The sequence below is a fragment of the Kribbella sp. NPDC004536 genome (assembly GCF_042873835.1).
Lineage (GTDB): Bacteria > Actinomycetota > Actinomycetes > Propionibacteriales > Kribbellaceae > Kribbella.
In genome coordinates this window covers 85,575-106,615 of record NZ_JBIALY010000005.1, presented here as the reverse complement: position 1 = coordinate 106,615, position 21,041 = coordinate 85,575, and the positions used below count along the sequence as shown (strand labels likewise).

General features: G+C 68.9%; 24 protein-coding genes. 12 read left to right on the top strand and 12 right to left on the bottom strand.

Going from position 1 to position 21,041, the window contains the following annotated elements; all coding sequences use genetic code 11:
• Nucleotides 1–78 precede the first annotated feature (78 nt).
• The 4 genes from ACFYRU_RS36455 to ACFYRU_RS36440 all read left to right on the top strand — a co-directional run bounded on the left by ACFYRU_RS36455 (nucleotide 79) and on the right by ACFYRU_RS36440 (nucleotide 2,655).
• Complete coding sequence (locus tag ACFYRU_RS36455; RefSeq protein WP_387667696.1) at nucleotides 79–390, top strand: hypothetical protein; 312 nt, start codon at nucleotides 79–81, stop codon at nucleotides 388–390.
• A gap of 135 nt (nucleotides 391–525) precedes the next feature.
• Complete coding sequence (locus ACFYRU_RS36450) at nucleotides 526–921, top strand: SAM-dependent methyltransferase (protein WP_387667694.1); 396 nt, start codon at nucleotides 526–528, stop codon at nucleotides 919–921.
• Nucleotides 922–1,173: 252 nt separating this feature from the next.
• Nucleotides 1,174–1,551, top strand: coding sequence for a hypothetical protein (locus tag ACFYRU_RS36445; protein ID WP_387667692.1), 378 nt, complete (start codon nucleotides 1,174–1,176; stop codon nucleotides 1,549–1,551).
• Nucleotides 1,552–1,560: 9 nt separating this feature from the next.
• A complete protein-coding gene (locus ACFYRU_RS36440; RefSeq protein WP_387667690.1) occupies nucleotides 1,561–2,655 on the top strand; it encodes a Gfo/Idh/MocA family protein in 1,095 nt (364 codons plus the stop codon).
• Here ACFYRU_RS36440 and ACFYRU_RS36435 read toward each other — a convergent pair.
• A complete protein-coding gene (locus ACFYRU_RS36435) occupies nucleotides 2,652–3,089 on the bottom strand; it encodes a VOC family protein (RefSeq protein WP_387667688.1) in 438 nt (145 codons plus the stop codon). The genes ACFYRU_RS36440 and ACFYRU_RS36435 overlap by 4 nt on opposite strands.
• Nucleotides 3,090–3,120: 31 nt before the next feature.
• Entirely contained in the window at nucleotides 3,121–3,945 is an 825-nt protein-coding gene (locus ACFYRU_RS36430) for an SDR family oxidoreductase (RefSeq protein WP_387667686.1), read from the bottom strand.
• Nucleotides 3,946–4,020: 75 nt separating this feature from the next.
• Between ACFYRU_RS36430 and ACFYRU_RS36425 the strand changes: the two genes are divergently transcribed.
• Both ACFYRU_RS36425 and ACFYRU_RS36420 read left to right on the top strand, forming a co-directional pair.
• The gene (locus tag ACFYRU_RS36425) at nucleotides 4,021–4,554 is read left to right on the top strand and encodes a TetR/AcrR family transcriptional regulator (RefSeq protein WP_387667683.1); all 534 of its coding nucleotides are present in this window, start codon (nucleotides 4,021–4,023) and stop codon (nucleotides 4,552–4,554) included.
• A 64-nt stretch (nucleotides 4,555–4,618) separates the two neighbouring features.
• On the top strand, nucleotides 4,619–5,143 hold the full coding sequence (locus tag ACFYRU_RS36420) for a hypothetical protein (protein WP_387667681.1): 525 nt from the start codon (nucleotides 4,619–4,621) through the stop codon (nucleotides 5,141–5,143).
• Here the strand turns inward: ACFYRU_RS36420 and ACFYRU_RS36415 are convergent.
• Together ACFYRU_RS36415 and ACFYRU_RS36410 are read right to left on the bottom strand one after the other, a co-directional pair.
• Nucleotides 5,140–6,327, bottom strand: a complete 1,188-nt coding sequence (locus ACFYRU_RS36415; protein WP_387667678.1) for a hypothetical protein — start codon at nucleotides 6,325–6,327, stop codon at nucleotides 5,140–5,142. The two genes, ACFYRU_RS36420 and ACFYRU_RS36415, sit on opposite strands and share 4 nt — an antisense overlap.
• Nucleotides 6,317–6,802 carry a SigE family RNA polymerase sigma factor gene (locus ACFYRU_RS36410; RefSeq protein WP_387667675.1) on the bottom strand — a complete coding sequence of 162 codons (486 nt, stop codon included), beginning with the start codon at nucleotides 6,800–6,802 and terminating at the stop codon, nucleotides 6,317–6,319. Before ACFYRU_RS36410 ends, ACFYRU_RS36415 begins: the two co-directional genes overlap by 11 nt.
• A gap of 119 nt (nucleotides 6,803–6,921) precedes the next feature.
• Between ACFYRU_RS36410 and ACFYRU_RS36405 the strand changes: the two genes are divergently transcribed.
• Nucleotides 6,922–7,992 carry a glycoside hydrolase family 172 protein gene (locus ACFYRU_RS36405; protein ID WP_387667672.1) on the top strand — a complete coding sequence of 357 codons (1,071 nt, stop codon included), beginning with the start codon at nucleotides 6,922–6,924 and terminating at the stop codon, nucleotides 7,990–7,992.
• Here ACFYRU_RS36405 and ACFYRU_RS36400 read toward each other — a convergent pair.
• From ACFYRU_RS36400 to thiO, 5 genes are all read right to left on the bottom strand, one after another.
• Nucleotides 7,989–9,161, bottom strand: coding sequence for a glucoamylase (locus tag ACFYRU_RS36400; RefSeq protein WP_387667669.1), 1,173 nt, complete (start codon nucleotides 9,159–9,161; stop codon nucleotides 7,989–7,991). The two genes, ACFYRU_RS36405 and ACFYRU_RS36400, sit on opposite strands and share 4 nt — an antisense overlap.
• Before the next feature lie 9 nt (nucleotides 9,162–9,170).
• Nucleotides 9,171–10,052: a DMT family transporter gene (locus ACFYRU_RS36395; protein ID WP_387667666.1), complete on the bottom strand. Its 882-nt coding sequence runs from the start codon at nucleotides 10,050–10,052 to the stop codon at nucleotides 9,171–9,173.
• A gap of 39 nt (nucleotides 10,053–10,091) precedes the next feature.
• Nucleotides 10,092–12,035: a Stk1 family PASTA domain-containing Ser/Thr kinase gene (gene pknB, locus ACFYRU_RS36390; RefSeq protein WP_387667663.1), complete on the bottom strand. Its 1,944-nt coding sequence runs from the start codon at nucleotides 12,033–12,035 to the stop codon at nucleotides 10,092–10,094.
• A gap of 73 nt (nucleotides 12,036–12,108) precedes the next feature.
• Entirely contained in the window at nucleotides 12,109–13,047 is a 939-nt protein-coding gene (locus ACFYRU_RS36385; RefSeq protein ID WP_387667660.1) for a LysM peptidoglycan-binding domain-containing protein, read from the bottom strand.
• Nucleotides 13,048–13,216: 169 nt separating this feature from the next.
• Entirely contained in the window at nucleotides 13,217–14,344 is a 1,128-nt protein-coding gene (gene thiO / locus ACFYRU_RS36380; protein ID WP_387667657.1) for a glycine oxidase ThiO, read from the bottom strand.
• Nucleotides 14,345–14,398: 54 nt separating this feature from the next.
• Between thiO and thiE the strand changes: the two genes are divergently transcribed.
• The 3 genes from thiE to ACFYRU_RS36365 are packed head-to-tail and all read left to right on the top strand — an operon-like array spanning nucleotide 14,399 to nucleotide 15,869.
• Nucleotides 14,399–15,040, top strand: a complete 642-nt coding sequence (gene thiE / locus ACFYRU_RS36375; RefSeq protein ID WP_387667655.1) for a thiamine phosphate synthase — start codon at nucleotides 14,399–14,401, stop codon at nucleotides 15,038–15,040.
• Nucleotides 15,037–15,462 (top strand): ribonuclease domain-containing protein, encoded by a 426-nt coding sequence (locus tag ACFYRU_RS36370; RefSeq protein ID WP_387667652.1) that lies wholly within the window; start codon nucleotides 15,037–15,039, stop codon nucleotides 15,460–15,462. Before thiE ends, ACFYRU_RS36370 begins: the two co-directional genes overlap by 4 nt.
• Nucleotides 15,459–15,869, top strand: coding sequence for a barstar family protein (locus ACFYRU_RS36365; protein WP_387667649.1), 411 nt, complete (start codon nucleotides 15,459–15,461; stop codon nucleotides 15,867–15,869). The genes ACFYRU_RS36370 and ACFYRU_RS36365 overlap by 4 nt, the downstream gene beginning before the upstream one ends.
• Here the strand turns inward: ACFYRU_RS36365 and ACFYRU_RS36360 are convergent.
• Both ACFYRU_RS36360 and ACFYRU_RS36355 read right to left on the bottom strand, forming a co-directional pair.
• Nucleotides 15,852–16,190: a DUF4180 domain-containing protein gene (locus tag ACFYRU_RS36360; RefSeq protein WP_387667646.1), complete on the bottom strand. Its 339-nt coding sequence runs from the start codon at nucleotides 16,188–16,190 to the stop codon at nucleotides 15,852–15,854. The genes ACFYRU_RS36365 and ACFYRU_RS36360 overlap by 18 nt on opposite strands.
• A gap of 2 nt (nucleotides 16,191–16,192) precedes the next feature.
• On the bottom strand, nucleotides 16,193–17,260 hold the full coding sequence (locus tag ACFYRU_RS36355) for a polyprenyl synthetase family protein (protein WP_387667644.1): 1,068 nt from the start codon (nucleotides 17,258–17,260) through the stop codon (nucleotides 16,193–16,195).
• 58 nt (nucleotides 17,261–17,318) lie between these two features.
• Here ACFYRU_RS36355 and metF point away from each other — a divergent pair, with 58 nt between their 5' ends.
• Together metF and ACFYRU_RS36345 are read left to right on the top strand one after the other, a co-directional pair.
• Complete coding sequence (metF, locus tag ACFYRU_RS36350; protein ID WP_387667641.1) at nucleotides 17,319–18,236, top strand: methylenetetrahydrofolate reductase [NAD(P)H]; 918 nt, start codon at nucleotides 17,319–17,321, stop codon at nucleotides 18,234–18,236.
• 4 nt (nucleotides 18,237–18,240) lie between these two features.
• Nucleotides 18,241–18,780 (top strand): SixA phosphatase family protein, encoded by a 540-nt coding sequence (locus ACFYRU_RS36345; RefSeq protein ID WP_387667638.1) that lies wholly within the window; start codon nucleotides 18,241–18,243, stop codon nucleotides 18,778–18,780.
• Here ACFYRU_RS36345 and ACFYRU_RS36340 read toward each other — a convergent pair.
• Entirely contained in the window at nucleotides 18,777–20,999 is a 2,223-nt protein-coding gene (locus ACFYRU_RS36340; protein ID WP_387667635.1) for a HelD family protein, read from the bottom strand. The two genes, ACFYRU_RS36345 and ACFYRU_RS36340, sit on opposite strands and share 4 nt — an antisense overlap.
• Nucleotides 21,000–21,041: the final 42 nt, after the last annotated feature.

Genomic DNA, 21,041 nt, shown 5'->3' with positions numbered 1-21,041 from the left:
CGGGCGCCGACGGGGGATCTGCAATTCCACGTGGAAGCTGTGTCTCCGTTGAAGATTCGGAGTGGGCACGATGCGCGCGTGGATTTGCTCGTGACGAATCGGAGCGCGAAGGACGAGGTGCTGATCACGATGGGCGAACTGTCGTCGGTCGTGACTGACGGGTCGGGGAACGTTGTCGGCCGGTTCGCCGGGCCGCATCCGTTGCCGCGGGTCGGCTTTGCGGTTGGGGCTCGGGAGACTCGTCCTGTGCCGGTCCTGATTGGTACGGCGTCGCTGGTTCCCGAGTTGGGGTACGCCGTTCCGCCGGGTGAATGGACCTTGGTTGTCGCGCTCGGCACGGAGGGCGAGGGGCTGCAGCTCGCGCGCTTGGGGCTCACGATCACGCAGTGAATAAACGTTTGCGTGGGGTTGGTGGTGGGCGGAGACTGCGGGCGCATGGATGATGCGGAGCTTGAAGGGTTGCTGAGGAACGAGCGGTATCCGCGGTCTGCGGGGTATTCGGCTCGGTGGATGGTTGATGCCTCGATGGGGCCCAATCCGGTGTGGCAGGCGGAGGCGTTGGTCGGGTCGATGCCGCTCGACGCGGGGATGCGGGTGCTCGATCTGGGGTGCGGGAATGCTTGTAGTTCGGTGTTTCTGGCCAAGGAGTTCGGGGTCGAGGTTTGGGCTACGGATCTGTGGATCAAGCCGGAGGAGAATCTGCGGCGGGTGGTCGCGGCGGGCGTCGAGGGGCGGGTTCATCCTGTGTACGCCGAGGCACGGTCGTTGCCGTACGCCGAGGGGTTCTTCGATGCGATCGTCAGCATTGGGGCGTATCACTACTTCGGGACGGACGACCTCTATCTGGGGTATTTGGCGCGATTCGTGAAGCCTGGCGGGCGGATCGGGATTTCGCAGCCGGGGGGAAGACTGGGCTGGTGACGGTCGAGGTTGCTGACCAGTTGCCCCATGGGTGGGCGGACTGGCTGCAGTGGAACGAGGCCTGCGACCTGGATGGTGGTAGGCCGGGGCGAGAAGAGGCGCGGATGCTTCATGCCGATGGAGGTCGTACGTTGGGACTCACGCGAGTGATTGCGCGGCGCACCGGCGATGGCTAAATGGCGACGGCGCAAGGCTCGCGACGTCTTGCCGACGCCGATCAGCACACCGGCCAGGCGGACCGAGATTGTTGGGGTGACCATCGACCCGCGGCATGACCTGGCGAGCGGGGGCACCGGGCTGTACGAGTTCTGGACGGACCGTGACGTGCCTGTGTATCTGGACGACATGGATCTCGCGAGCGTCGAGGTGCGGCCGGTCGATCGGGTCGTGGTGCTCGAGTTCGAGTACACCGAGCCGCAGTGGACACCTGCGGCGGCGGTTGCGACGCCGGTGGTTGTGATGCGGTTCGAAGGGGTGACGATTCGCGAGTGGAGCCACGATGACGGAGGGCTGGGGCAGGTTGAGGATTTCGAGTACGACGGGGAGCGGGCGTTCAGGCTGGCGGCGTACGCGATGGTCCTGGGGTTCGGCGCCACGCGGTTGACGGTCACGGCGGAAGGGCGCCGATAGGATTTGGGTATGGGCCTGCGGATCGGGGTTGTCGGGGCGGGGAGTATTTCGGTTCGTGGGTTGTTGCCGCACCTGGCTCGGGAGGAGCGGGTGGAGTTGGCGGCGGTTTGTGATCCGGTGGTGGGGCGGGCGGCGGCCGCGGCTGAGCGGTTCGGCGTGGGGCGGGCGTTTGTCGAGTACGAAGAACTGCTGGCGCGCGGCGATGTCGACGCGGTGACGATCGCTTCGCCGATCGGCCTGCATTACGAGCAGGGGAAGCTCGCGCTGCAGGCGGGCAAGCATGTGCATTTCAACAAGACGATGACACTGACCGTCGCCGAGGCGACCGAGTTGATCGAGTTGGCGAAGAGCAACGACCTGCGGATCGTGGCGTCGCCGGGGGAGATGCTGCGGCCGCATCACGTCCGGACGCGGGAGCTGATCGCGGAGGGCGCGATCGGGACGTTGTCGTGGGTCAGTTGCGGCGCGGCGTTCGGTACGTACCACCAGGACGAGTCCGTACGCGGCGGGAACGACGTACTCAGCAACATCGACCCCTCGTGGTACTTCCGCAAACCAGGCGGCGGGCCGGTGTACGACATGACGGTGTACGCGCTGCATACGGTGACCGGGATCCTCGGGCCGGCGGAGCGCGTGACGGCGATGTCCGGCGTACGGATCCCGCTGCGGGGAGACGTACGGACCGATGCCGACGACAACACCGTGATGCTGATCGACTTCGGCGGCAACCTGTTCTGCGTCGCGACCGGGACGGCCGCGGGCGGGATGCGCGGTGGGTTCGGCGGTACGTACTACGGCACGGCGGGAACGATCGACGGCCTGCTGCTGAACGACGAGCCGTTCGACTTCCCGAACCGCGACCCATCGGAACTGTCCCCGCGCGGCCCGGGGAACCAGGCCCTGCTCCCGCACGTGACCGGCGTACACCGGGAGATCGAGGAGCAGCACGTGTACGAGGACGTGATGCAACTCGTCGACTGGGTCGTCGACGGCAAGCCGTCCATCGTCACCGCCGAACACGCCCGCCACGTCATCGACATCATCGAATCCGCCTACCGCGCCGCCACGACCGGTCAGACGCAGGAGCTCACGACGACGTTCTAAACCTGCTGAGCCAGCGCCAGGATGATGCCCGCCGGGCCGCGGAGGTAGCAGAGCCGGAACCCACCGTCGAACTCTCCGATGCCGTCGAGGAGTTCGGCGCCGCGCCGGCGTAGTCGCTCGATGGTGTCGTCGATGTCGTCGACCGCGAACATCACCCGATGCGTGCCCAGCACGTTGTGCGGCGGGTTCGGCGGCGTCGGTTCGCTCGCGATCGGGGTGTGGTACTGCGACAGCTCGAGACGGCCGGGCCCGTCCGGCATGCGCAGCATCGCGATGGCGCAGTGGATTCCGGTGAGGCCGACGGTCCGATCGACCCAGTCGCCCGCGACCTCGCCGCGGCCTTCCAGGACCAGGCCGAGCTCCTCGAAGAACGCGATCGCAGCGTCGAGGTCGTCGACGACGATACCGACGTTGTCCATCCGAAGCAGCGCCATTCCTGTTCCCTTCGATTCACTGCGACCTGTTCTACACGGGAAACAGGCGACCGACGAATGCGTCCCAGCTGCGGTTCGGGAGGATGCGGTAGAGCAGGGGAAGGACCCGCGGAGCTACTCCTACCTTGTATCGAGTGCGCGGGCGCCTTGTTGTCGACGCGCGAACGATGACCCGGGCAACATCTTCCGGAACGGACATACCTGGCGCTCCGGCCCGGTTGAACCGCGTCATCCGGTCGCTGTGGTTCCGGTGGAACCCGGCGTACGGACTGCTTGCGGATTTCGGCCACGTCGCCTCCTCGGTGGCGGCGAAGTTGCTGACCACGCCGCCGGGTTCCAGCAGTACGACGTCGACACCGAAGGACCTCGTCTCGTAGCGCAAGGCGTCGGACAGCGCCTCGAGCGACCATTTGGTCATCGCGTAGGCGCTCACGCCGGGGAACGGCATCAGCCCACCCGCCGAACCCACGTTGACGATCCGGCCGCCGCCGGCGGCGCGCATGCCCGGCAGCACCAGCTGGGTCATCCGGATCAGCCCGAACAGATTCGTCTCGAACTGCCGTCGCAGCAGCTCGAGCGTGACCTCCTCCACCGGCCCAGTCTGTGCGTAGCCGGCGTTGTTCACCAGTACGCCGACCGCTCCGTGCTCGGACTCGACGCGCCTGACTGCGGCCGTACGGGACTCCTCGTCAGTGACGTCGAGCGCCATCGTCCGGCATCCGGCCGCGGCCAGTTCGTCGAGGGCCGCGGGGTTGCGCGCGGTGGCCCAGGTCGGCCGTCCGGTGCGGGCGAACGCGAGCGCGGTCGCGCGCCCGATCCCGGAAGAGCAGCCGGTGATCAGCACTGCCGTGTCCATGTGACCCCCTAACTAAACGTTCATTAAGTGCGAGCCTAAGATGCTTAATGAACGTTTAGCAAGTAGGTTGCCCGTATGGATACCAAGGCGCAGATCCTGGCGATCGCGCGCGAGCTGTTCGCTCGCCAGGGCTATCGCGGTACGTCGATCGCCGACATCGCCCGCGAACTCGGCGTCACCCCGGCCGCGTTGTACTACCACTACATCTCGAAGGCGGACGTCCTCGACGCGATCCTGGCCGAGCCGCTGGCGGCATACGCCGACCTCGCCGAGCGGGCCCGGAGCGGCAGGCTCACGGCGGCGGAACTGCTCGGCGCGTTCATCGACTTCACCGTGGAGACCCGGCAGCTGATGCCGGTGGTCAGCTCGGATCCGGCCGTCCGGGCCCGGCTGGACGAGCGCCTGCCGCACTCTCCGGCCGAGATGGCCGATGCGATCATCTCCGCGTTGGCCGCGTCGTCCACCGAACCGAAGCGTTTGATCGTGGCGCGCGCCGCCTACGCGGCAGCGAAGGACGGCACGGCCGCGGCGCTCGACTTCGGCAGCGGTACCCTCTCGCCGGAACACCGGAAGCTCGTCCTCGCGACCGCGTTGCGTGCGCTCGGTTGACGGCGCCAGGCCCGCGCAACGGCCACCCGTGGACGACCGGTGGTCAGCGTCTATTGTCTGCGGCATGCAATCTCTGTCGCCGCGGGTTCGTGCGTTGGGTGCTGCTGGGATCTGTCTGGTGATCGCGGTGGCGGCTGGGCTGGCGGTGGATGGGCGGCTGGATCGGCACTGGGTGCTGCGTGCGGTCACGGTGTTCCTCGCGATCTGCTGTGCCGCGCTGCTGCTGACCGATCAGACCAGGCGGTTGCGGCAGATCGTGACTGCGATCGGGCTGGGGATGTTCGGGCTGATCATTCCGGTATCGCAGACGGCCTGGTCGCAGCCGCCCGAGGTCAAGTTCGCCCTGCAGGTCGCGACCGATGCGAAGGCCGCGGCGCAGAAGGGCGCCCGGAGTACGGTCAACGTTGCCGACGTGAAGGCAGCCGCCGAGGCGCGTGGGGGAGCGGTGGGGTCGCTCCCGACAGACAAGACCCCCCAGGTGCACGGCGCGGACGCATACCCACTCATAGTCCGCGCCAAGCGCGACCAAGGCCGCCCGTGGGCCTGCCTGTCCTTCAAGAACCTCGAAGCAGAAGTCCGGCCCTGTTAAAGAGCAGTCGCGGCGTCGAACCAACGGGTTGGATCCTTCGGGCTGGCCGTCAGTTGCACGTTCTCGGCGATCCGGCGAAGGCTTTCGAGGGTTGGGTGCGCGCTGAAGCTGGTGATGACCAGCGCGACGCCGTCCTTCTCCAGACGGAGGGTGTTCAGGGGGCCGGAGGGGGTCGCCTTGGTCGGGTCCAGCTTCGAGTAGGTGAGGGTCTGGTTGACGAGGTACGCCTTCATGCCGTGGATGACGGCGTCGTCCTTGCCGTTGCGGAGCTTGGTCGCCTGGTTCCACAGCGGGCTGGTGTCGTACCGGATCGACAGGTCGTCGCCGGCCTCCGGGTCCCAGGGATTGCCCGACACGACGGCAGTCGGGTGCGGCCGGTAGCCGGTTGCCGGGTTGCCGTCGCTCATCAGTACGGTGAAATCGCCTGAGAGTGCGACGCCCGAGCGGGCCGGCTGGTAGCTGACCTGCCGCGGTGTGAAGCCGTCCCCGAGTTTGACCGGCGAACGCAGTACGCCGGCAGGCTGTGCGATCGACCTGCCGAGGCTGGTGGCCAGGCTGAGGTCGGCCTGGATCGGCGGGTCGGCGACCGGCGGCGTGGTTCCGCGCGGGTTCGTCGACTCACAGGTCAGCAGCGCCCAGATACCGGCCGAAGGCTCCCAGACGACGACCTTGTCGACGCGAGCGACCAGCGAGAAGAAGTACGTTCGCGGCGCCGGCAGGAACGGCTTCGACGGAGTCGAGGTGACTACGCGCGCTCTCCGTCCGCCGAGGTCGACGGTCGGACTGCCGGCCGGAATCGTCGACGGGTCGAAGTCGCCGTTGCGGTGCAGTTGTAGCTGGCAGTACGTCGGCGCGGTCGTCCGTGCGGCGTCGATGAGCTCGTAGTCCTGGCGGTTCGCGGTGAACCGTTCGCCGACAGTTTCGACCGATCTCGGCAGGTTCAGGTCGAGCCAGCGTGACCACGACGAGGCCGGCCCGGCTGCAGGGGTGTCCGGGGCGAGAAGGCGCGGCACGACGACCGCGGCGACAGCGGCGGTGGCGGTGACCAGAGCCGTCCCGACGAGCACGGCGGTACGGCGATGAGGCCGCGGCGGATCCTCGATCCGCGCGCGGATCCCGGCCGGGTGGGGTGCAGTCGAGGCCAACTGCTCGAAGGCTTCCTGCAGATCCTGTTCAGTACGCATTGTGGACTTCCTCGATCCGGAGTTCGACGCGCAAAGTGGCAAGGGCGCGGGAGGCGTGGGCGCGGACGGTGCCCGCGGAGCAGCCGAGCGTTTCGGCGATCTCGGCGTCGGTCTGACCGCCGTAGTAGCGCAGGACGAGTACGGCGCGTTGCCGGCGCGGGAGTTTCGCGAGTTCACCGAGCAGTTCGTCGCGGTCGGCCGTACGGTCGGCGTGGTCCGGGCTGCTGCCCTGCTCGATCTCGGCCAGCGGCACGTACCGCGACCACTTCCGCCGCCACGACAGGTACTCGTTGACCACCATCCGGCGCACGTACGCGTCCGGGTGTTCCGCCTGCCCGATCCGGTCCCACTTCTGCTGGGCCTTGATCGCCACGTCCTGTACGACGTCCTCGGCCAGATGCGGTGATCCGCACAGTACGGTCGCGAATCGCAGCAGTGGTGGCAGGCCGGAGCGGAGCCATTCGTCGTACGTCACTGGGCCCTCCCGTGATAGCCGCCTATACCAGTACAGACGACGCTCAGGGCCGATCTGCTGAGTCCAGAAGGCGGGCAATCGATTTCTCGGTGGGCTCGGTGCGGCCTAAGGTCGGCGGTATGACACTTGGGAACCTCACCGGCATCAGTGCGCTCGCCGACGTCGAGACGCGCTCCATCAGTGCGGAGAACCCGACCGGCGAGCCCGGTCAGGGCGGGCGGCGGACGGAGGGGACCGGGGCGCACGCGGCCCGGGACCTCGGTCAGGGGTGGAAGGTCTCGCCGTCGATCGAGATCGGGCCGGGAGAGACCGCGACGCTCGCGGACATCACCGGGTCGGGGTGCATCACGCACGTCTGGCTGACCACCCACGTCGACAACTGGCGCCGGCTGATTCTGCGGGCCTTCTGGGACGGCGACGACAACCCCGCGATCGAGACGCCGGTCGGGGACTTCTTCTGCTCGGGCTGGGGCAAGTTCGCCCAGGTGAACTCCCTGCCGGTCGCGGTGAACCCCAACGGCGGGTTCAACTGCTACTGGGAGATGCCGTTCAAGCAGCAGGCAGAGCTGACGATCGAGAACACCCATGACGAGCCCGTGGTCGTCTACTTCCAGGTGGACTACTGGCTGGGCGCAGTACCGGACAACTCGGCGCACCTGCACGCGCAGTGGCGCCGGAGCAACCCGCTGGCCGCCAAGACCGTACACACGTTGCTGGACGGCGTAGAAGGCCCAGGGCATTACGTGGGCACGTACATCGCGTGGGGCGTCAACAGCACCGGCTGGTGGGGTGAGGGCGAGGTGAAGTTCTACCTCGACGGCGACGAGGAGTTCCCGACCATCTGCGGTACGGGTACCGAGGACTACTTCGGCGGTGCGTGGAACTTCGACGTACCTCACCTGGGCGGCTACACCGAGTTCAGTACGCCGTACCTCGGTATGCCGCAGGTGATCCGCCCGGACGGGCAGTACCAGAGCCAGCAGCGCTTCGGCATGTACCGGTTCCACCTGCCGGACCCGATCCGCTTCAAGGAGCGGCTCACCGTCGACGTACAGGCCCTGGGCTGGCGCTCCGGTGGGCGCTACCTGCCGCTGCAGGACGACATCGCGTCGACCGCGTTCTTCTACTCCACCAGGACCAGCACGCACCGGCCCGCGACACCGAGCCACGACGACATGGAGATCTGCTAAGGGACCGGCAGCGGGTTGTGCAAGGCCGTGTCGGTAAGAACGACCAGGGCCGCAGTCCACGCGAGCGGGGCTTCACCTGCGGGCTCCAGGTCGCGGTTGACCTTCTCCGGCAACGCACCGAGCTTGGTGCGGTGGTGGTTCAACCAGGTGAGCAGGGTGTTGGCGGTGTCCTGATCACCGCGCGCGGCCGCGCTCAGTGCGAACAGGGCGGTCTGGGGCGTCCACGACACCCCGTCCGCCCGCCAGTCCTCTCCCGGTGTCACACCGCCGTTCGGCTGCGTCAGTGCGGCGTACGCGTTGTCGATCGCCGTACTGACAACCGGACGGGCCGGCGCGAACGGCGGGCCGAGGACCGTGACGAACGAGTCCGCGCCACCGCCGACGCCGATCGGCTCGACCCCTGGTTCGACCAGGCTGGTCGCCCGGGCCGGCGTCCGCGGGTAGTCCGGCCCGAAGGTCCGATCGGTTGCCGCCGACAACTTGTCCAGCCCGGCCTGCCACCGGGTCGCCTGCGCCTGCTGACGCTGGTCGTGAGCGATCCGGACGGCCGAACGGAGTCCCGTCAGCAGCGGGGCGACCGTACCGATGGTCAGCTCTTTCTCGGGCCGCTCCCAGTAGTCCGGCGAACGCGCGGGCAGGCCGTCCGGTCCCAGCTCGCGCAGGATCTGGTCGGCCGACTCCTCGACCATGTCCCAGTACTGCCGGCCCGCGCGGCAGAACCACGTTGCCCACAGCACCCATCCCGACGCGTCCAGCTGCGGCTCCCGGCCGTCGCCGACGTGCTTGCCGTCGGCGGTGTACCTGGCTTCCCAGCGGCCGGTCGCCGGCCGGACGCGATCGAGGAACGACAGCACCTCGAGAGCGTCGTCGTACTGGCCGATCGCGCAACGGGCGACCGCGACGAACGAGGCGTCCCGCGGCCAGACGTACCGCCACGGGCCGTTCTCACCGGCGAGCGTGCCGCCATTGGGGAGCGTGAGCGAGTCGAGATCGGCGAGCGCGTGCCGGACCATGTCGTCGTACGGCTCGCTGCCCAGCGTCGAGCGTGCCGACGCGTGTGGGATGCCGTCCGAGACCAGCCGCGGTTGCGGGTTGCGGACCACGTTGTTGATCGTCCCACCCGCGAGCACAGTCAGCAGGAGAGCAATGACGACGTACGGAAACCGCATTCGTCCTCCTTACTGGGCCAGGTGCTGAACTTCCGCCTCGAACTTACGCCGTGGTGCCAGCTCGACCAGGTACATCGCCGACACCACCAGCGCGCCGCCGACGATCATCCGCAGGGTCAGGCTGTCCGTACCGAACAGCACCGCGAACGCCGACGCGAACACCGGCTCCATTGTCATCGCGATCGCCGCGCGGGTGGGAGTCAGGTGGGCCTGCGCCCAGGTCTGCACGATCAGCGCGAGCGCGCCGGCGATCAGCGCCATGTAGACCACGCTGACCCAGTCGCGGCCGGACGGCGGCAGCGAGAACCCGCCGGGGACGGCGCCGATCGCGCAGACGCAGGTGATCACGATCATCTGCAACGCCGACAGGCCGAACGCGTTCCGCGGCGTCGACCAGGCGCCGAGGCCGATGATGTGCAGCGCGTACAGGCCGGCGGAGGCCAGGGTCAGGAGCTCCCCGGTGCCGAGGCTGAGGCCGCGCAGCGACAGTACGCCGAGGCCGACCGTGGCGAGGATCACAGCGAACCACGCCCAGCGGCCGATCTTGTGCCGCAGGATGACCGCGCCGAGCAGCGGCGTGAACACGACGTACATGCCGGTGACGAACCCGGACACGCTGGCCGAGGTGTGCCGCAGCCCCTCGGTCTGGACGAGCTGCGCGATGCCGTACGTGATGCCGAGGGCAACGGCCCGGCCGCGGTCCAGCCGGCTCAGCCGGGCGATCGCGGGCGGATGGATCAGCAGCAGCGCGATCGACGCGATCAGGAACCGCAACGCCAGGTAGTCGGCGACGTCCATCCTGGTCAGCAGGTCCTTGGTCAGGAAGAACGTCGACCCCCAGGCCGCCGCGACAGCCAGCAGCGCCAGGACAGCAACACGAGGGTGATTCACGCCTTACATCAGATCAGAAGCCTTACCAGCAAGGCAAAATCAGAGCACGGTGATCACGATCGTTGTGCCCGGTTTCACCTTCTGGCCGGCGCCCGGGTTCTGCGCGGCGACGATGTTCAGGCCGAGGTTGAACGGCGCCTTCTGCACCGAGACCTGGAAGCCCGCGGCGGTGAGGATCTGCTGCGCCTCGGCGGTGGTCTTCTTCTTCACGTTCGGCACGTCGACCAGCGGCGGTCCGAGCGAGACGACCAGCGTGACCTTGTCCTTGGCGAACAACGTGCCACTGTTCGGCGTCTGGCTGATGACGTTGCCCTCGGGCACCTTCTCGTCGTACTGCGTGCTGCGCGCGACGGTGAACCCGAGGTTCCGCAGCGTCTCCCGCGCGTCCCGGTACTTCTTGCCGGTCAGGTCCGGCACGTCGATCGGCCGTTTGCCCTTGCTGACGGCGAAGTTCACCGCGGTCCCCGGCTTCACCACGGTGTTGAACTTCGGGCTGATCGCGATCACCCGCCCCTGCGGGACAGTCTCGCTGTACTGCTCGTTGATCTGCCCGGTGATCAGCTTGATCGGGGACAGCGCCTGCTGCGCCGCGTCGAGCTGCAGCCCGACGAGCTGCGGCACCCGGTACCGCTCGGGTCCCTTGGAGACGGTGAGACCGATGTCACCGTTCTTCCGGATCCGGTCGCCGGCCGCCGGGTCGGTCCGCATGACGAAACCCTTGGGCACGTCCTCCGAGTAGTCCTGGTTGTCCAGGCTCGTCTTCAGCTCGGACTTCGCCGCCGCGGCCTCGGCCGCCGCGGGCGCCATCCCGACGAGCGAGGGCGTCGACGTGTAGCGGTGGATGCCGTAGTACCAGGCGGCGGTACCGATGCCGATCGCCAGCGCCAGGATCGCGATCAGCGCGATCGGTCCGCGCGAGCGGCGTCGGGGCGGGGTGACTGGGGCGCCCGTTGGGCGGCCTCGGTCGACAGGCACGATGATCGTGTCGTGCCGCACCGCCGGCTGAGGGGGTAGTTCGGGCTCGCCGCGCGTGTAGCCGTCGTCGTACCCGCTGTCCTGCCGGATCTGCTGGATCGGCACGGTCAGGTCGCCGGTCAGCTCCGGGTCGTCCGGCAGCCCTTCGTCGAGTGCACTGCGTACCCGATGCACCTGGCGGCTGAACACCCGCGCGTCGGTCGGCCGCAGGTCCCGGTCCCGTGCGGTCGCGCGCTGGACGAGCGCGTCGACGTATGGCGGGATGTCCGGCTGCTCGAGCGACGGCGGCGGTACGTCGTTGTGCACGTGCGCGTACGCGACCTGGATCGGGGTGTCGCCGGAGTGCGGCTTGTTGCCGGTGAGCATCTCGTACAGCAGGATGCCGGCCGAGTACACGTCCGAGCGGGCGTCGGCGCTGCCGTCGGTGACGAGCTCGGGCGCCAGGTACGACACCGTGCCCATCAGGAGGCCCTGGGTGGCGGTGTTTCCGCTGGCACTCACCGCACGGGCCAGACCGAAGTCGGCGACCTTCACGGCGCCCTTGTCCGAGAGCAGTACGTTCTCGGGCTTGATGTCGCGGTGCACGATGCCCGCGTCGTGAGCGGCCGACAGCGCGGACAGAACCGGTGTCAGCAGATCGAGTGCGCGAGCGGGGGAGAGCGGGGCCTCTTCGCGGATGACGTCACGCAGCGTGCGGCCGGGGACGTACTCCATCGCGAGGAACAGGGTGCCGTCGTCGTCGCCCTGGTCGAACACGGCGACCACGTTCGGGTTCGACAGCCGGGCCGCGGCCCGGGCCTCGGCCACGAACCGGCGGGTGAACTGCGCGTCGTCGCCGAGCCCGTCGTGCATGACCTTGAGCGCGACGGTCCGGTCCAGGCGCATGTCCAGCGCCTGGTAGACGGTGGCCATGCCGCCCTTCGCGACACGCGCGCCGACGCGGTACCGACCGTCGAGCACGCGCCCGACGAGGCGGTCGCTGACCTGCGTGTCCACGTCGTCCGTCACTTGCGGTGAGCCGCCTCTCCCCAAACCGTTCTGCAGAGAGTGTAGATAACGGCTCAGCGTTACTGAGCCAGGCTCACCGCAGGGGGTCCCAGCCGCGCTCCAGTTGCGCCTTGATCCGGAGGACGTTCGCGACGTACGCCTTGGTGTCCGCGTACATGCCGTTCTTCTTCACGCCGCCGAGACCCTGGTAGTAGCCGGCCACGGCGATGTTCAGCTCGGCCGCACCGGTCAGGCGGCTGAGCAGTACGACACCCGCGGTGACGTTGTCGCGGGCGACGAGCAGGTCGAGGTCGCGGCCGACGATCCGGGACGCGAACCGGCCGGTCGACGGGATCACCTGCATCGCGCCGATCGCGTTCGCGGGGGAGACCACTCGCTGCTTCCACCCGGACTCCTGCCAGGCGACCGCGAGCGCGAGCTGCGGGTCGACGCCGTACCGCTTCGAGGTGCTCACGATCAGTGACCGCAGCTGCGTGCGGGTCGGCTGCTTGCGCTTCTTCAGGATCGCCCGGTTGCGGTTCGCCTGCGCGACGATGTGGTCCGCGTACGTACGCCCGGCGAAGGTGTTGTCCGTACGCTTCTTCGCCCGGATCTTCACCGGGATCTGCAGCGGCTTGCCGGCGTAGATGCGGTCGCCGGGCTTGAGCCGGTTCGCGGCGAGCAGGTTCGCCTGCGAGCACTTGAACCGCTTCGCGATCCTGGAGATCGTGTCGCCGGACTTCACCACGTACGTCACCCGGCCGAGCTGCGAACGCTTCGCCGGCGCAGTGGTGGTCGTGCCCTTGACCGGCACCTTCAGTACTTCGCCCGCGTAGATCGCGTTGCCGTTCCCGGGGAGCTTGTTCAGCGCCACCAGCTGACTCACCGTGGTGCCGTACCGCCCGGCGATCCGGCCGAGGGTGTCACCGTCCTTGATCTTGTACGTGCCGAAGCCCGGCGAACCGGCGGTGATCACGGCCGCGGTCAGTACGGGCACGGCCAGCCCGGTCAAGATCCGAACAAAGTTGCGCATCGCAACCAACTCCCCGTTGTGTACGTCCCTTGACCGTATGTGCTGGGACTGATGTGACAACAGGGGCGGATGGGGTCGGTGTTACGCCTGTAACGTAAAGGTTACAATTCAAGGCTGAACTACATTGTTGTCGTTCACAATCTTTCCGGTTGCCGACGGCAACTGTAGGTCAGTGGCCGAAGCGGCTGACCAGGAAGGGTTTCGCGAGCTCCGGGAGATTCCCGGTGCGGACGGTGTCAGCCAGCACCTGCGCGGTGACCGGCGTCAGCAGTACCCCGTTCCGGTAGTGACCGGTTGCCCAGAGCAACCGATCCAGTCCGGACGGGCCGAGCACCGGAGCGTTGTCCGGAGTCGCGGGCCGGAGCCCGGCGATCGTCTCGACCAGTTCGAGTTCGTCGGTGATCGGCAGTACGGTCCGTGCGTCCCGGAGCAGGTTGAACACCCCGCCCGCGAGGACTCGGGTGTCGTAGCCGAGCTCGCTGGTCGTCGCACCGACGACCAGCTCGCCGCCGGGGCGCGGGACCAGGTAGACGGAGAACCCGCGGGCCGTCGCGCGTACGGTGTGCTGCAGCGCGGGGCGGTACGCCTCTGGCACACGCAAGCGCAGTACTTCACCCTTCACGGGCCGCACCGGAGGCCGCAGCTCTTCCGGTACACCGTCCAACTGCGCCGACCAAGGCCCCGCTGCCGCGACGATCTGCCCAGCCTGAAGCGTGTCACCGTTGTCGAGCAGTACTCCGGTTGCCGCCGTACCGGACGTGATGATCCGGGTGACGCGTTGGCGGACGATCTCGACGCCAGACAGCTCCACCGCACGCAGGAGCGTGGCCACGGCCTGCCTGTTGTCCACGGAGTGGTCACCCGGAACCCAGACGCCACCGGAGACGCCTGTCGCGAGCATGGGCTCCCGCTTACGAGCGTCACGTCCTGACAGGACCTCCACCTCAAGGCCGAGCCTGCGCTGATAGTCGGCGACCCGGCGGAGCACGGCCATGTCGTCGACGTCGTACGCGACCGACAGCGTGCCGGTCTGATGCAGGCCGGCGGGCTGACCGGTCAGCTCCTCCAGCTCGGCTGCGAACGCAGGCCACGCGTTCACTGAGGCCAGGTTGAGCGCCAGGAGGTCGTCCTCGCCGAACTCGACCTCAGTGACCGGCGCCAGCATGCCCGCGGCGACGTTCGACGTCTGCGCGCCCGGTGTGGGATCGCAGATCGTGACGCGGACCCCCTCCACGGCCAGCCGCCACGCTGTCGCCAGCCCGATCAGTCCGCCGCCAACCACCACCACATCAGGCATGCCGTAACCCTACGTCTGTGAGGTCATGGCAGGCTTTGGGGTGTGCCCTCGAACATGACTGACCACACCGACCGCCTCGCGGATGCCCGCCTGTACCTGTGCACGGATGCTCGGGAGAAGCAGGGCGATCTCCCAGAGTTCCTGGACGCCGCGCTGGCTGGTGGGGTGGACATCGTGCAGCTTCGGCAGAAGGAGATGGAGGCCGCGGACGAGCTGTCCGCGCTGGAGGTGTTCGCGGATGCCTGCAAGCGGCACGGCAAGCTGCTGGCGGTCAACGACCGCGCCGACATCGCGTTCGCGGCCGGGGCCGACGTACTGCACCTTGGACAGCGGGACCTGCCGGTGCACGCGGCCCGGGCGATCGTCGGTCCGGGGCCGGTCGTCGGGCGTTCGACGCACTCGTTCAGCCAGGTGAACGCCGCGATCGACGAGGTCGGTTCGGACTACTTCTGCGTCGGTCCGACCTGGGCCACGCCGACCAAGCCGGGCCGGCAGGCGGCCGGGCTGGAACTCGTGTCGTACGCCGCGGGCCGCCGGCAGCCGAAGCCGTGGTTCGCGATCGGTGGGATCGACCTGGAGCGCCTGGACGAGGTGATCGAGGCCGGCGCGACCCGGGTGGTGGTCGTCCGGGCGATCACCGAGGCGGACGACCCGGGAGCGGCGGCGGCGGAGTTCAGCCGGAGGCTCAGCCGGTGATCAACAACCAGAAGACCGCGCGGATCGTCGCGGTCGTGGTGATCGCGATGATGGTGATCACGCTGGCTGCGTCGCTGTTCGGATGCTCGGCGGACACCAAGAGCTCCAGCGGGACGGACCCGACCAGTGGGCTCAAGTACGTCGCCGTGGCGGACCTCCCGCAGGAGGCGCAGAACACGCTGAAGCTGATCGACCAGGGCGGCCCGTACCCGTACAGCCGCGACGGTGTGGTGTTCGGGAACTTCGAGAAGATCCTGCCGAAGCACGACAGCGGCTACTACCACGAGTACACCGTGAAGACCCCCGGGGAGAAGGACCGTGGTGCGCGGCGGATCGTGACCGGGAACGCCGGCGAGCGTTACTACACCGACGACCACTACAAGTCCTTCCGCCGCATAGCGGAAGACGGGGGAACTTCATGAAGTCATTGCGCGGGCTCGCGCCGGGGGTCTACCGGTGGCCGGACGCTCCCGGTGCGGACCACGTACGGCGGGCTGCGGCCGCGGCCGGCTTCGGGTTCGTGCTGCTCGACACCGGCGAGATCCACGACAAGGCAGGGTTTCTGGACCTGTGCGCGACCGCGTTCGACCTGCCGCGCTGGTTCGGGCGGAACTGGGACGCGCTGGCCGACTCGCTCAGCGACCGGTCGACCGGATCGCCCGAGGTCGTGCTGTGGACCGGTCTGCGCAACCTGCTCGAGCACGACCACGACACCGTCGACGTGGCGCTGCAGATCTTCACCGAGGACACCACGAACTCGGGACAGCTCCGCGTACTGATCGCCGAGGCGACCACGCCCGATCTGCTGAGCTCACTGCCGGTGCTGTAGCAGCTCCTCCAACTCGTCCAGGTCCCGGGCGAACAACAGGTTGCGCCCGCGGTTGCTCTCCCGGACCCAGTCCGCCAGCGGCTTGCTGGCCGCGACCCGGTCTGCGATGTCGCCCACCACGGCCAGCCCCATCCGGTACGACACGAACTTCTGCGTGATCGCCCCGGCCCGGCCGGTCCGCAGCTCGAAGAACTCGTCGCCGAGTTGCTCCGGCGTGAACGCGATCCACTCCGCCTGGTGGCCGTAGTACGCATCGACGATGAGCTGCACCGCCGCCGCCTCGTCGGCGATCGGTACGTCGCTGACGTGCACTTGAACCACGACTACACCACCCGCGCCGTGGCCGCGATCGCCAGGTCGGTCAGCGCCTTGCGGGCCGTGTCGCCGGCGAGTTCCGCGCGGTCGAGTGCGTCGAGGGCGTCCTCGGTGCGGTCGGTGATCAACTCCTCGCAAGCCTGTACGGCGCGGGAGTCCTGGAGGATCTCGCGGAGCAGCTGGATCTCGTCGTCGTCCAGGTCGGGCCGCCCGAACAGCCGGTTGAACTCGGTCAGCTGGATCTCCGACGCGTGGTCCACGGCGTACGCGATCAGCACCGTCCGCTTGCCCTCGCGCAGGTCGTCGCCGGCCGGCTTCCCGGTCAGTGCAGGGTCGCCGAACACCCCGAGCAGGTCGTCACGCAGCTGGAACGCCTCGCCGAGCGGTGCGCCGTACCCGGACAGCGATGCGATCAGCCGCTCGTCCCCACCGGCGAGCGCGGCGCCGATGTGCAGCGGCCGCTCGATCGTGTACGTCGCCGACTTGTAGCGCAGCACCCGCAACGCCAGGTCCATGTCGGACTCGCCGCTCGCCTGCGCGACCAGGTCGAGGTACTGCCCGGCGGTCACCTCGACGCGGACGGCGTCGAAGTACTGCTCGGCGCGGGCCAGCGCGGCCGCGTCGAAGCCGGACGTGTGCAGCAGCTCGTCGGCCCAGATCAGGCACAGGTCGCCGAGCAGGATCGCGGCGCCGACGCCGAACCCGACCGGGTCGCCACCGTGCCCGCTCTTCTCGGCGCGCTCGCGCTGCAGCGCCTCGAACCGGCGGTGGGCGGCCGGCTGACCGCGCCGTACGTCGGAGGAATCCATCACGTCGTCGTGCACCAGCGCGCTGACGTGCAGCATCTCCAGACTCGCCGCGGCGGTCAGGATCGGCAAACCTGGATCACCACCCGCGGCCCGGAAACCCCAGTAGCAGAAGGACGGACGCAGCCGCTTGCCGCCGCTGGTCGCGTCCCGCGCGGCCTGTACCTGCTCGGTCAGCTCCGGGCCGATCGCCGCCAGCCGCTGCTCCTGCCGGTCGAGGAACCCACTCAGCGCCCGCTGGATCCCGCCCGGGATGTCGACATCGTCCACGTCTCGGAGCGTAGCCGGTGGGCAGACGGCGGCGCTCACCCCGGGTAACCTGAACCGCATGGCGAACGGACTTCCCTCGACGCTTCCCGGCGGTGCGCCGACCATCCGCGAGCTGCTGGCGGCCGGGGAGCGGTCCTTCTCGTTCGAGTTCTTCCCGCCGAAGACCCCCGAGGCCGAGGACGTGCTGTGGCGTTCGATCCGCGAGATCGAGCAGCTGCACCCGACGTTCGTCTCGATCACCTACGGCGCCGGCGGCACCACCCGGGACGGCACCATCCGGGTCACCGAGCGGGTCGCGCAGGACACCTCGCTGACGCCGCTCGGGCACCTGACCTGCGTCGCGCACTCCCGCGACGAGCTGCGCTCGGTGATCGGCGCGTACGCCGGATCCGGCGTCCGGAACATGCTCGCGCTGCGCGGCGACCCGCCGGGCGGCCCGAACCAGGCCTGGGTCGCACACCCCGACGGCCTGAACCACGCGATCGAGCTGGTCGAGCTGATCCGTTCGCTCGGCGACTTCTGCGTCGGCGTCGCCGCCTTCCCGGACAAGCACCCGGAGGCGGCCTCGCTGGAGGCGGACGCGCAGGTACTGGCGGCGAAGGCGCAGGCAGGCGCCGACTACGCGATCACCCAGATGTTCTTCGGCGCCGACGACTACTTCCGGCTGGTCGAGCGGTCGGCCGCGCTCGGCTGCCACATCCCGGTGCTGCCGGGCATCATGCCGGTGACCAACATCAAGCAGATCCAGCGGATGGCGGAACTCACCGGAATGGCGCTGCCGGCCGATGTGACGGATCGCCTGCTGGCCGTCGAGGACGAGCCGGCCGCCGTCCGCGAGGTCGGGATCGAGATCGCCACCGAGCTCTGCGAGCGGCTGCTGGCCGGCGGCGCACCCGGCATTCATTTCATTACGCTGAACAGATCCACGGCAACCCGACAGGTCTTCCGTAACCTCCAGGGCGCCAACGTATCCTGAGCCAATGGCTGACCCGTCGGACCTGTTGATCGACCGCACCCTTGTCCTGCTCCGGCACGCGAAGGCGGTGCCGCCGGAGAGCAGGCCGGAGCTGCCGGACCTCGAGCGCCCGCTGGCCGACCGCGGCCGCGCGGACGCGAGCGCGGCCGGCCGGCATCTCGTTGCCGAAGGCATCGAACCGGACCTGGTCCTGTGCTCGCCGTCGAAGCGCACCCGGGAGACCTGGAAGTACGTCGCCGACGCGGGCGTCACCGCCAAGGACGTCTGGTACGACAAGCGCATCTACAACGCAGACACCGACACCTTGCTGGACGTCATCCACGACGCCCCGGCGAAGGCCCGCACGGTGGTCGTCGTCGGCCACGCCCCGGGCATCCCGTGGCTGGCCGACGAGCTCGCGCTGGACGGTACGAGCCCGGAGCGGGTCGAGCTCACCCAGAAGTACCCGACCACCGGTCTGGCGATCCTGCACCTCACCACGCACTGGGCCGACCTCGCCGCGAACGACGCCGACCTCGTGCAGTACGTCGTACCCCGCGGCTAGGGCAACCAGCGGGTGGTGCTGTTGACGGTGACCAGCCGTTGGGTCGCCCGGGTCAGTACGACGTACAGCGCGCGGACGCCGCCGAGCGTGTCGCTGACGATCCGGTCCGGCTCCACGACCACGACACCGTCGTACTCCAGGCCCTTCGAGTCCAAGGGGCTGACCGCAACGACCCGCGGATCGCCGAGCTCGGCGAGCACCGGGTCGACGGCCGGCCGCAGCGCCGGCGGGACGATGACACCGACGGTGCCCTCGACCAGCTGGAGCAGTTCCACCGCCGCGTCGCCGGCGGCCTCGGCCACCTTGCCCGCGTCGAAGATCCGGTGCTCCGGCTCGACCCCGGTACTGCGGACCGCGTTCGGCAGGTCGGCGTCCGGGATCGACTGCCGGATCACCTGACCCGCGAACGCGTAGATCTCGGCCGAGTTCCGGTAGTTGGTGGACAGCCGGAACGTGTGCCGCTGCAGGTGCGACAGCATCGAGTCCATCGCTGCCTGTGCCTCGGCGGGGTCCCGCCAGGAGCTCTGCGCGAGGTCGCCGACGATCGTCCAGCTTGCCTGCGGGCCGCGCCTGGTGACCATCCGCCACTGCATCGGGGAGAGGTCCTGCGCCTCGTCCACCAGGACGTGTGCGTACTCCTCCGGCTCCTCGGCCTCCCGGGCCGCCGCGGCCCGCGCCCGGCGCTCGGAGCTGGTCAGTACTTCGTTGACGCCGTCCGTGAGCCCTTCGAGCCAGTCGAACTCCTCGTCGGTGTTCTCGACCACCGGCGCGCGGCCCAGGAACGTACCGAGCTCGTCCAGCAACGCCACGTCCGCGATCGTGAACTCGTCGGTCGTGCGGATCGCGGTGGCGAGCGCGTCGACCTCAGCAGGGGTCAGCTCGTTGCGGCCCCAGCGCTGCAGGCGGCGCGCGTCACCGAGCCAGCGCAGTACCGACTCGGCCGTCAGGACCGGCCACCACGCGCTGAAGAACGACCGGAACGCCGGGGTATCCGTCACCCGGTCACCGAAGGCCTCACGGTCGCCGAGCGGGCCGTTACGGAGATCCTCCGGGAACCGCTGCCACAGCGCTGCGATCAGACCCTTCCGCGCCTCCGCGGCCGCCCGGTTGCGAGCGGTCCGCCGCAATGCGTTGCGGCGGACGTTGTCGAGCTGGTTCGCGTCCAGCTCGACGGTCGCGCCACCGACGAACACGCGCAGTGTCGTCGGCGCGTTCGGCACCCGGTCACGGGCTGCACGAGACAGTACGTTGCGCATCCGCAGCGAGCCCTTGATCGCGGCCACCTCGGCGTTGTCGACCGCGGTCGCCTTCACACCGTCGACCAGCTCACCGACGGCCCGCAGCGAGACCGTGTTCTCACCGAGGCTCGGGAGAACCCGCTCGATGTACGCCATGAACGCTGCCGACGGCCCGACGACCAGTACGCCACCACGCTCGAAGCGACGGCGGTCGCTGTAGAGCAGGTAGGCCGCGCGGTGCAGGGCGACCACGGTCTTGCCCGTGCCCGGTCCACCGCCGATCACGGTCACACCGCGGGCAGGTGCCCGGATCGCCTCGTCCTGCTCGGCCTGGATGGTGGCCACGATGTCGCGCATCGTGTGCCCACGGGCCCTCGACAGCGACGCCATCAGCGCGCCCTCGCCCATCACCGGCAGGTCTTCCGGCGCCCGTTCCGGCGCCAGCAGGTCGTCCTCGAGTCCGGCGATCTTGGCGCCCTTGTTCCGCAGCACGCGCCGCCTGACGACCTTCTGCCGGTCGGTCGGGGTAGCGCGGTAGAACGGCTCGGCCGCGGGTGCCCGCCAGTCGATCACGAGTGGTTCGTACTCCGCGTCGCGGACACCGATCCGCCCGACGTACAGCTTGTCGAGCGCGGCCGCGGTCGCGGCGGGCGGCTGGTCGTCGCCCCGGTCGGAGTCCAGCCGGCCGAACACCAGGCCCTCGTGCTCGGCGTCCAGCTCGGCGATCCGGCGGGCGGCCGCGAACACCAGCACGTCCCGCTCGTACAGGCCGGTCTGCTCTTCCTCACGCACGCGGCCGACGTTCTGCGCCTGGCCGCGCTGGTGTCCTTCGACCGCGATCCGGGACGCGGACCGGGCGGCCTCCTCGACCCGGCCGTACACCCGGTCGACATGTTGTTGCTCAGCCGCCAGCTCAGCCCGCTCGACGTCGTCACGGTACTCGTGGTTGTCGTGATCGGCCGATGTGGGGGTTTGATCCACCGAGGTCCTCTCTACCGCCGGGACTCAGAACACAAGAACAAC